Here is an 11,099-nt window from a genome sequence, read left to right on the forward strand (position 1 = left end):
GCGCGGCCGCGTGCTGTACCGCCTGGCCATGCTGGTCACAGCGCGCCACGATGAACTCGCGCAACTGGAAGCACGCGACACCGGCAAACCCCTGCGCCAGGCCAACGCGGATGCCGCCGCGCTCGCCCGCTACTTCGAATTCTACGCGGGCGCGGCCGACAAACTGCATGGCGAGACGCTGCCCTATCAGGCGGGCTACACGGTGTTTACGGTTCGCGAGCCGCATGGCGTCACCGGCCACATCGTGCCGTGGAACTACCCGATGCAGATCTTCGGCCGCAGCGTTGGCGCGGCGCTGGCTGCCGGCAACGCCTGCGTCGTCAAACCGGCGGAAGACGCGTGCCTGTCGGTGCTGCGGGTGGCCGAACTGGCCACCGAGGCCGGCCTGCCCGCCGGCGCGCTCAATATTGTCACTGGTTACGGTCACGAATCTGGGGCGGCGCTCGCGCAGCATCCGGGCATCGATCACATCTCGTTCACCGGCTCTCCGCAAACCGGCAAACTGGTCACGCAGATGGCCGCGGAAAATCACGTGCCTGTCACGCTCGAACTGGGCGGAAAGTCGCCGCAAATCGTGTTCGCCGACGCGGATCTGGACGCGGCCGTCCCCGTGCTCATCTCGGCCATCGTGCAAAACGCCGGGCAAACCTGTTCCGCGGGTAGTCGCGTGCTGATCGAGCGGGCCATTTACGAGCCGTTGCTGGACCGGCTCGGGGCCGCTTTTCAGGCGCTGCGGGTGGGGCCGTCGCGTGCGGACCTCGACTGCGGCCCACTCATCAGCGCAAAGCAGCAGCAGCGCGTCTGGGACTTCCTTTCTGACGCGCACCATGACGGCATTGCCATGGTCGCTCACGGCGAAGTCATTCCTGAAGCACCGGACAGCGGCTTTTATCAGGCCCCTGCGTTGTTGCGCGATGTGCCTTCGGGCCACCGTCTGGCGCGCGAGGAAGTGTTCGGCCCGGTGCTGGCTGCCATGCCTTTCGCCGATGAAGATGAGGCCGTGGCGCTCGCCAACGGCACGCCCTATGGGCTCGTGGCCGGCATCTGGACCCGCGACGGCGGGCGCCAGTTGCGGCTCGCGCGGCGCGTGCGTTCCGGGCAGGTGTTCATCAACAACTATGGGGCGGGCGGCGGCGTCGAATTGCCGTTCGGCGGCGTCAAACACTCCGGCCATGGCCGCGAAAAGGGCTTCGAGGCGTTGTATGGCTTCACGGTGCTAAAGACAGTAGCGATCCGGCACGGCTAGCGGGCTAGTGGACAAGGTGACGAGCGCTGCAATGTGCAGGCGGTTTTGGCAGCGCTGACAGCGCCCGCACATTGCTGGACCTGGAGTACTGCTGGCACGGCCTCAATGCGGCACAACGGACCGCACCGCCAATAGAACTCACCACGGAAAACAAAGGAGACATCATGCGGTTGACAGGTAAAACAGCCATCGTCACGGGTGGCGGCTCGGGTTTCGGCGAGGGCATTGCAAGAACCTACGCGCGCGAAGGCGCGAACGTGGTCATCAACGATCTGAACGGCGCGGCGGCCGAACGCGTCGCGAGCGAGATCGCGCTGGCGGGCGGCAAGGCCATCGCGGTGGCGGGCGACGTCACGCGCAGCGACGACTGGCAAAGCCTCCGCGAAGCGGCGCTCGAAGACTTCGGCAGCGTGCAGATCGTCGTGAACAACGCGGGCACCACGCATCGCAACAAGCCCGTGCTCGACGTGACCGAAGCCGAGTTCGATCGTGTCTACGCCGTCAACGTGAAGAGCATTTACTGGAGCGTGCAGGCGTTCGTGCCGTACTTTCGCCAGCAGGGTGGCGGGGTGTTCATCAATATCGCGTCGACCGCGGGCGTGCGGCCGCGGCCGGGCCTCGTCTGGTACAACGGCAGCAAAGGCGCAGTGATTATCGCCAGCAAGTCGCTCGCCGCCGAACTTGGTCCAGACCGCATCCGTGTGAACTGCGTGAACCCCGTGATCGGCGAAACCGCCTTGCTGTCCGAGTTCATGGGCGTGGAAGACACGCCGGAGAACCGCAAGCGTTTTCTGGCTGGCATTCCGCTTGGCCGCTTCTCGGTGCCGCAGGACATCGCCAACGCCTGCCTCTATCTCGCGTCAGACGAAGCGGAATTCATCACGGGTATATGCCTTGAAGTGGATGGCGGCCGCTGCGTGTAGGGCCGCCTGTTCAATCAGGCTCACACCACGTTCATCGCCAGTGCGCTTTCGCGGTAGTGCTGGCTCGCCTTCTCGCCATCGCCAAGCTGCTCGTGCAAGCGCGCCAGCGCGCGATGCGAGCGGATCTTCAGCGTCTCGTTGTCGGCCAGCTTCAGCGCGGTCTCGAGGAACGACTGCGCCTTGCCCCACAACTGTTGATGCAGGCACAAGCGGCCCAAGGCGAACATCAGATCGGCGTCCTCGGGACGCTCCTTCTGCCACGCTTCGGCCTTCTGGATCAGCGGCAACGCATCGCCGCCGGTCGTATCCGGATAGCGGCGCAGCAGACGCGCATCCCAGTTCTGCGCCAGCGCTTCTTCGACGATCTTGCGGGCTTCCTGCGGACGGTTCAGCGCGACCAGCAGTTCCGCCGCGAGATCGGCCAGACGCGGCGAGTGGCGCTCAGTCGGCGTCAACGAGTGCCACAACTCCAGCAGCGCGTCGGCATTATGGCGCCGGTCGCGCAGCAGATTTTCAGCGGCCAGTTGGCGCAGGCGCACCGCCACGGCCGGGTGAATCGCCTCGCGTTTTTCGAGCGTCTTGACGAGTTTGAGCACCTCGCTCCAGTTCTTCAATTGCTGTTGCGCGCGCAACATGATTTGCTGCGCGTGAATACGGCGGCTGCCCTGCGACTGCATCTCCGTCAGCGCGGTTAGCGCGCCGTCGGCGTCGCGGCCGTCGGCCCGCATGTCGGCGGTGGCCATCAGGCGAGCGTCCTGCCAGTCGGCCTCGTCGATCTGCGCAAGCCATTCGTCGCGGCGTGCGTACTCACGCATCCGATGCGCTGCCGTAGCAGCCACGAGGCCCGCAGCGCCCTTGTTGTCGCCGTTGGCGAGCGCGTCTTTAGCCGCCTTTTCAGCGCGCGAAAAACGTCCGGCATACAGGTTGCCAATCGCGTCACGCAACGCAGCATGCGCCTTGGCAACCCGCGAACGGGCGCGGTACGCGGCCACTCGTTGCGGCATGCGCCAGATGTTGCGGCCAATGCGCAGCAGCGCATACATCAGGATGAACAGCACCACCAGGCCGACCACGAACAGGTTCAGCGACACGTCGACCCGATACGGCGGATAGATCAACATCACCTGACCCGTATCGAAACGGCCGACCGTCGCCAGCACCACCGCAATCGCGAACAAGAAGGCAAGCCACAAGAGTCCCCGGATCGCCATGATTAACCCCGGCTCTTGTACTGGTTGACCGCATCGAGGCTCGTATTCAGGTTCGGCACTTCAACCGCCGCCGAGCCGTCGTCCACGTCCTTGACCAGACCGCGCACGGTCTGAGTGCGCTTCGACGCGTTATCGAAATAGCGGGCAAGCGCCGCGTCGGCCGCGTGCAGGTCCGACTTGAGCGTGGTCTGATTGCGCGAGAGCAGCGCCAGACGCGCCGACAGCAAGCGCAGCTTCAGGTTCTCGCGCAAGAAGTAGCCTTGGTCCGGCGCGACCAGCATCGAATCAGCGTTGTCGATACGGCGCACTTGCACCAGGCTCTGCAACTGCTGACCAAGCCCCGTGTAGAACGCCTGCCACCAGACCTTCCAGCGGGGCTCGCCTGTGGTGGCCGCCACCTTGTCGCTATCTGCGGGCGTGTCTGCGCGCGGCGTGGTGTGGCCGATCAGCGCTTCGCCGTCGAGCGGCAGGGTGTCCACCTGATCAATGGCGTTGTCGAGCTTGATGGCAAGTCCGGTGAGATCGGTCGACGGCGCGGCCTTAAGCTTGTCGATGTCCTGCCCGATCGCCTTGCGAACCGCCACTGCCTGCGCGCTGTCCGATGCCGCGAGACGCGTGTCGGCGCTTTGCAGCGCGAACAGCGCGAGCTGCGTATTGCCTGTTAGTTGCAACTGCTCGCTCGCGCTGGAGAGCATCTGCGCCACTTCAGCGAGGGTCCAGTCGTCGCGATTGCGCGCGAGGTCAGCATATTGCTGTTGCAGCGCCTGCTGGGCCTGCTGCGCGTCGGTCAGCTTGCCCTCCAGTTGCGACAGCTGCGAATCGAGTTGATGCACAGTCGCTACCGCCTGATCGGTCTTCACGCGCATTTCGGCGGTTTGGGCATCGTTCGCCTGTTGCCGTTGCGTCAGTTGCTGATCGAGCCGGATGACCTTGCGATTCAACGCAAAGCCGCCCACCCCCGCCGCACAGGCGATGACCACGACGACAAACCACAGCAGCGGTCCGCTCGCGCTGCTGCGCTTTTGTTGCGCTTCGTAGGGCGTGAAGGGGGGATTGGGCGGCAACGCGCTGGTTGCGGCCGGCTGGGGGGAAGCGTTCGTGGAGGTGTTCGTTTCTGTCATGCGTGCGTGAGCCGGGTTGGTCGGAACCGGTTGAACAACGGGAGGAACAGCGGAAAGCAGCGTGCGGGCAATGCGCTCATCGCCCGCACCGGACACCGTAATGCTATCAAAACCCAGTCCCCGCGCGGACTGCGCGATACGGGGGTGAGGCGTGACCAGCGTCGCGCGCTTCAGTTGCGCAATCTCGCCGGCGTTCAGATGCTCCTGGGCCAGTTCGTCCAGATTGCGCACCCCTTCGGAACTGGTGATAAGCCATGCGTGCGGTTCGCCGGCCAGCAACACGTGCACGCGCTGCCAGGCCGCGACGGACGGCTCCGGCACAAGCCGCCGGTAGGCGGCAACCGTTTCCACTTCGACACCCGCTTCACGCAAGCGATCGGCAAGCCACTCGCGGCCGCCGTCGCCGCGCACGATCAACACGCGTTTGCCTTCGAGCGTGGCGACGTTCATCGCAGCGTCGATCTCGGCAAACAGCCCCTCCGAATCGAAGCGCGCGGCATCGTCGTCAGGCGCCGCGGCGGGGCTGATCACCTTGTAGGCCGGCGCTTCGACGCCGTGACGTGCAAGCGCGGCAACGCTGCCGGGCCCTACCACGCCGACTGGCAACGCATGCGGCCAGATCGCCTTGTACTCGGAAAACGCGTAATCAACGGCGTTGGGCGACACGAATACCACCAGCGTATAACGCTCGAGCGTTGCGAGCGCCGCGTGCAGCGGGCCGGTATCGTCGGCGGGGGCGATTGCGATCAGCGGAAAGTCGAGCGTAGCCACGCCGGCTGCGGCGAGTTGTGCCGCAAGCGCGTCCGACTGCCCCGCCGGACGCGTGATCACAACCGTATACGGCACCTCGTCAGGTGAGTTGGGGGACGAGTTGACGCCTGCTTGTGCCGCCATCACGCGCCAGTCGCCGGGCCGCTCGCGGTGCTGAGCGAACGGACGATCTCAAGTGCGCCCTGACTTTCCAGCGCGCTAGCCACTTCGCGGCCCAGTTGCAGCGCGCGTTCGATGGTCGGCGCAGGAGCCGACGCCTGGGCACTCAGCACCCGCTGACCATCAGGCGTGGCGACGATGCCACGCAGGTGCAAGGCGCCATCGTGCCAGGTAGCGTGCGCCGCAAGCGGTACCTCGCAACTGCCACCCAAGGCACGCGACACCATCCGCTCAGCCTCGACTGCTGCGGCCGTATGCTCGTGATGGAGTGGCGCGAGCCACGCAGCCAGTTCAGGACGGCCAGCGCGAATCTCAATGCCCAGCGCTCCCTGCCCGGCTGCCGGCAGACTGTCCTCCGTATCGAGCAAAGCACGGATGCGTTCACCGAGACCGAGACGCTTGAGGCCCGCAGCAGCCAGGATGATCGCCGCATAGTCGCCGCGATCGAGCTTGGCGAGCCGCGTGTCCAGATTGCCGCGCAACGGCTGCACGACGAGCTGCGGGTAACGCGTGCGCAACATGGCTTCGCGACGCAGGCTCGACGTGCCCACTACGCTCCCCGGCGGCAACGCCGCAAGCGAGTCGAAGTGGTTCGAGACGAACGCGTCGCGCGGATCTTCGCGCTCCATGATGGTGGACAACTCGAAGCCGGGCGGCAGTTCCATCGGCACATCTTTGAGCGAATGCACGGCCAGATCGGCACGCCCTCCGGCCAGTGCGTTCTCCAGTTCCTTGACGAAAAGACCCTTGCCGCCCACCTTCGAAAGCGTGCGATCGAGAATCTGATCGCCACGTGTCGTCATTCCGAGGATTTTTACGTCACAAGATGGATATAATTTGTGCAGCGCACACTGCACGTGCTCCGCTTGCCACATCGCAAGGCGGCTTTCCCGCGAAGCGATGACCAGAGTGGAGGGCGGTGGCGCTGACTGCTTCTCGGAATTCATTGCAAGGTCACTGGATGACGAGAGGTAATAACAAACAATGTTAGCACGCGCTCCAGCGTCTCTTGATCGGCTTGATGGCCGGGCTGGCGCGCCACCATTGGAGGAGACGGGCCCTATCCGGGCAAGCCGCATCGCTGAGCACCATCGTCACCCCCGCCATTGGCCATGGCTCACGCACGGTCGTTCGCGCGCGAGGCACCATGATGCGGGATGATGCAATGCGGCGCGCCCCGCGCAACACAGGGCCATCCTCCTCTCGCGTGTGTCCTGCAGCGTTTGTTGTCGTTCTGGCAGTTCCCGCGCTGTTCGCCGTGTGGCCCATACCGCACGTTCAGCAACGCAAACGTCGTGCACCGAGCTTCACGCGCAGTTGATGCGCAGTTGATGTACCTGCAGTCCATCTCTCATTAGACCCTGGCTTCCCTGAGGAAACCCATCGTGACGTCTTCCGGATCGGCGCGCCCTGCCCGCCGCAATACTGCATCCCTCAACGGTTCTGCGGGCGAGCCCGTAGTCACCCCTGCCGTCACATCCGCCGTCCCGGCCACGTCGAAAGCGTCGGCCAAACGCGGCGCGGCCAAGCCGGCCAAGGCAGCCAAGGCAGCCAAGGCATCACAGACGACCAGGGCCGCTCAGGCCGCCAAAGCCATCAAGTCTGAAAAGTCTGGCAAGGCGGCCAAATCCGGCCAGTCCGCGAAGACCAAAGACAGTGCCGCCCAAGCCTTGGCAAACGGCAAAGGGGCTTCGCAAGCGGACGTGGCGTCGAAAGCACCCGCCGCGCCCGCGCCGCGAGGCACCAGCCGCACCCGCGATGACAAGGACCAGCCGCTCTTCCAGGACATCCGTTATCTGGGACGGCTGCTTGGCGACGTGGTCCGCGAGCAGGAAGGCGACGCCGTATTCGACGTGGTCGAGACAATCCGCCAGGATGCCGTGCGCTTTCGCCGCGAGGACGACAGCAGCGCCGCGCAGGCGCTCGACAAGAAGCTGCGCGCGCTGAGCCCTGAGCAAACCGTGAGCGTCGTGCGCGCGTTCAGCTATTTTTCGCATCTGGCGAACATCGCGGAAGATCGCCACCGCAACCGGCGTCACCGGATTCACGCGCTGGCCGGTTCGGCATCGCAGCCCGGCACGATGGCCAATGCGCTCGAACGACTGATGGAAGCCAACGCCGCGGCGACGCCCGTGCTGCAGCAATTTTTCAACGAAGCGCTGATCGTGCCGGTGCTGACCGCACACCCGACCGAAGTACAGCGCAAGAGCATTCTCGATGCGCAACACGACATCGCGCGCCTGCTCGCCGAGCGTGACCAGACGCTCACCGAGCGTGAACGCGCGCATAACGAAGCGATGTTGCGCGCCCGCGTTACGTCGCTATGGCAAACGCGCATGCTGCGCGACGCGCGCCTGACCGTCGCTGACGAAATCGAAAACGCGCTGTCGTATTACCGCGCGACTTTCCTGGAAGAAATCCCGGCACTGTATGCCGATATCGAAACCGCGCTTGCCGAGCACGGCCTCGACGCCCGCCTGCCCGCGTTCTTCCAGATGGGCAGCTGGATTGGCGGCGATCGCGACGGCAATCCGAACGTCACCGCTGCGACACTCGAAGAAGCCATCACGCGCCAGGCCGCGGTGATCTTTGAACATTACCTGGAACAGGTGCACAAGCTTGGCGCCGAGTTGTCGATATCGAACATGCTGACCGGTGCCAGCGACAGCGTGAAGGCCCTCGCGGCGGCCTCGCCGGACCAGTCGCCGCACCGGGTGGATGAGCCGTACCGCCGTGCGCTGATTGGCATCTATACGCGCCTCGCGGCAAGCTCGCGGGTGCGTCTGGGTGAAGGCGCCGTGCCGCTACGCAGCGCCGGCCGTGGCGCCGCCCCGGTCCGCGCGCAACCGTACGACGACTCCGACGCCTTCGCAAAAGACCTGCATGTGCTGATCGATTCGCTCGCCGAACATCACGGCGCGTCGCTGGCGAGCCCGCGTCTGTCGCCGCTCGCGCGCGCTGCCGAAGTGTTTGGCTTCCACCTCGCCAGCATCGACTTGCGGCAAAGTTCGGATATCCACGAAGCGGTGATCGCCGAACTGCTCAAGCGCGCCGGCGTCGAAGACGATTACGCGGCCCTGCCCGAAGCGGACAAACTGACCGTGCTGCTGAGCGAACTCGCGCAGCCGCGTCTGCTGCGCTCGCCGTATCTCGAGTACTCGGATCTGGTGAAAAGCGAACTGGGCGTACTCGAAGCCGCCCGTGTGACGCGCGAGAAATTCGGTCCGCGCGCCGTGCGTAACTACATCATCTCGCACACGGAAACCGTCAGCGATCTGGTGGAAGTCATGTTGCTGCAAAAGGAAACCGGTCTGCTGGACGGTCTCCTCGGCGACGCGCACAACCCGGCCAAGGCTGGCTTGATGGTGATCCCGCTCTTCGAGACGATCCCCGACCTGCGCAACGCGCCGCACATCATGCGCGACCTGATCGCGCTGCCGGGCGTCGATTCGTTGATCGAACATCAAGGTGGCGAGCAGGAAGTGATGCTCGGCTACTCGGACAGCAACAAGGACGGCGGCTTCCTCACGTCGAACTGGGAGCTGTACCGCGCTGAACTCGCGCTGGTGTCGCTCTTCAATGAGCGCGGCGTGACGCTGCGGCTCTTCCACGGTCGTGGAGGCACGGTCGGACGCGGCGGCGGCCCGACCTATCAGGCCATTCTGTCGCAGCCGCCCGGCACGGTGGACGGTCAGATCCGTTTGACCGAACAGGGCGAAGTAATTGCCAGCAAGTTCGGCAATCCGGAGATTGGCCGCCGCAACCTCGAAACCGTCGTCGCCGCGACGCTCGAAGCGTCCTTGCTGCCGCATGGCAACACGCCGGCGCAACTGCCTGCGTTCGAGGAAACCATGCAACAGCTGTCCGACGCCGCGATGGCGTCATACCGCGCGCTGGTCTACGAAACACCGGGGTTCAAAGAGTATTTCTTCGAGTCGACGCCGATCTCCGAAATTGCCGAACTGAACATCGGCAGCCGTCCGGCCTCGCGCAAGCTGCAGGATCCGAAGCAGCGCAAGATCGAAGATCTGCGGGCGATTCCGTGGGGCTTCTCGTGGGGCCAATGCCGCCTGCTGCTGACCGGCTGGTATGGCTTTGGCAGCGCAGTGGCCGCTCATCTGGATAGCGCACCCTCGGATGCCGAGCGTACCCGCCGCCTCGCGCTGCTCAAGAAGATGCACAAGACCTGGCCGTTCTTCGCGAACCTGCTGTCGAACATGGACATGGTGCTGGCCAAGACCGACCTCGCGGTCGCGTCACGCTACGCCGCGCTCGTCAGCGACAAGAAACTGCGCAAGCATGTGTTCGAACGGATCGTCGCGGAGTGGGAGCGTACCTCGAAGGCGCTCGCTGAGATCACCGGAAAAACCGAGCGGCTCGCGGATAACCCGCTGCTGGCGCGTTCGATCAAGAACCGCTTCCCGTATCTCGACCCGTTGAATCACCTGCAGGTGGAACTGCTCAAACGCTTCCGCGCCGGCGACACAAACGTGCGCCTGCGCCGCGGGATTCACCTGACCATCAACGGGATCGCGGCGGGGCTGCGCAATACCGGTTGATGTAGTGGCGACGCAGGTGGCGCCAAGCGCCACCTGCGGTCAACGCGCCTCTATCATCAGCGCATCCAGCTGAAACGAACCGTCCGGCTGGACATCGAAGTATTCGCGCACCTCATCAGGGGCGCTATCCCACAGCGAACGGATCGCCACGACGCGCGACTCCGGCGTGCGCATGCGCGCCACCCAGGAGGCGAACTCGATCGGCAGACGCCAGCGCTCGCGAATCGTCGCCTTGAGGCCCGCTGCGGCAAAATACGCCACCCATTCGTCCGCGCGATAGTCGCGGATATGCGACGCATCACGCAACACTTCGACTGCCTGAATATGCGTGTCGAGCAGCGGATGATCGATCCCGGCGATATCTACGAACAGCACCTGGCCGCCCGGTTTCAAGACCCGACGCACTTCGGCGAGCGCCTGCGGCACGTCGTGCCAGTGATGCGCGCTCATCCGGCTGATGACGCAATCGAACGACGCATCGTCGAACGGCAAGGTTTCCGCCGCGCCCTGCTGGGTGCGGATGTTCGTCAGTCCGCGCTCGCTGGCAGCCGCTGCTACGGTGGCGAGCATTTGCGGTGCGATGTCATAGGCCACCACGCTTTGCGCGTGCGGTGCCACCGCGAAGCTCGCGTGACCGGCGCCACAGCCCATGTCGAGCACCGTCGCATCCGGAGTCGCTGCGATGGAAGCCGCCAGCGCTTGCAGGTCGGCGCCCGTGGCGTGCACGTGACTCGTCAAATAAGCCGCGGCAGTCGAGCCGAACGCGTCGGCGACCTGATCGTGATGCTTCATGGGATGCTCCCTTGCTCATGTGGGTGAAGGTGTAGTGTGCAGCCGTCTGACCGTGTCAGCGTAAATGCGGTCGAAACGCCACTTGGCGGCAGCCCGGAACGGCGTGCCTGCCGGTACGTATGAACCGCTCCAGCCGCTACAATAGAGCCCGTCCTGTACCAGTACAAGTTAAGCAATTATTCTGGTATCCCCAACACCCCCTTGTTGAAACGATGAGCACGCCGTCTCCCGCAGATCCGTCCCCGCCCCCGCTCGACGCCACTCCGGCGCATGCGCTGGGTGATTTCATCCGCGCGCACCGCGAGCGGCTCTCGCCC

Annotated in this window: 7 protein-coding genes and 1 pseudogene; 4 read left to right on the plus strand and 4 right to left on the minus strand. The window is 64.8% G+C overall.

The window, feature by feature from the left end; genetic code table 11:
• Together WCA85_RS07305 and WCA85_RS07310 are read left to right on the plus strand one after the other, a co-directional pair.
• Positions 1-1,246 (plus strand): aldehyde dehydrogenase family protein (locus WCA85_RS07305; protein ID WP_424062502.1); only part of this gene is annotated, 1,246 nt, incomplete at its 5' end.
• Between the two features lie 164 nt (positions 1,247-1,410).
• Complete coding sequence (locus WCA85_RS07310; protein ID WP_424062503.1) at positions 1,411-2,169, plus strand: SDR family oxidoreductase; 759 nt, start codon at positions 1,411-1,413, stop codon at positions 2,167-2,169.
• Between the two features lie 20 nt (positions 2,170-2,189).
• On the opposite strand, the gene WCA85_RS07315 is transcribed toward WCA85_RS07310, so the two are convergent.
• The 3 genes from WCA85_RS07315 to hemC are packed head-to-tail and all read right to left on the minus strand — an operon-like array spanning position 2,190 to position 6,378.
• Entirely contained in the window at positions 2,190-3,380 is a 1,191-nt protein-coding gene (locus WCA85_RS07315) for a heme biosynthesis protein HemY (RefSeq protein ID WP_424062504.1), read from the minus strand.
• A gap of 2 nt (positions 3,381-3,382) precedes the next feature.
• The gene (gene hemDX / locus WCA85_RS07320; RefSeq protein WP_424062505.1) at positions 3,383-5,395 is read right to left on the minus strand and encodes a fused uroporphyrinogen-III synthase HemD/membrane protein HemX; all 2,013 of its coding nucleotides are present in this window, start codon (positions 5,393-5,395) and stop codon (positions 3,383-3,385) included.
• Positions 5,395-6,378, minus strand: coding sequence for a hydroxymethylbilane synthase (gene hemC / locus WCA85_RS07325; protein ID WP_424062506.1), 984 nt, complete (start codon positions 6,376-6,378; stop codon positions 5,395-5,397). Before hemC ends, hemDX begins: the two co-directional genes overlap by 1 nt.
• Positions 6,379-6,816: 438 nt before the next feature.
• Between hemC and ppc the strand changes: the two genes are divergently transcribed.
• Positions 6,817-9,990 (plus strand): phosphoenolpyruvate carboxylase, encoded by a 3,174-nt coding sequence (gene ppc, locus WCA85_RS07330; RefSeq protein WP_424062507.1) that lies wholly within the window; start codon positions 6,817-6,819, stop codon positions 9,988-9,990.
• A gap of 39 nt (positions 9,991-10,029) precedes the next feature.
• Here ppc and WCA85_RS07335 read toward each other — a convergent pair whose 3' ends face one another.
• Complete coding sequence (locus WCA85_RS07335) at positions 10,030-10,782, minus strand: class I SAM-dependent methyltransferase (RefSeq protein WP_424062508.1); 753 nt, start codon at positions 10,780-10,782, stop codon at positions 10,030-10,032.
• Between the two features lie 212 nt (positions 10,783-10,994).
• On the opposite strand from WCA85_RS07335, the pseudogene WCA85_RS07340 reads away from it, so the two are divergent.
• Positions 10,995-11,099, plus strand: a pseudogene (locus WCA85_RS07340) (transcriptional regulator); the annotation flags it as partial.

Origin of the sequence: Paraburkholderia sp. (genome assembly GCF_049581445.1) — a bacterium.
In the GTDB taxonomy this organism is placed as follows: Bacteria; Pseudomonadota; Gammaproteobacteria; order Burkholderiales; family Burkholderiaceae; genus Paraburkholderia.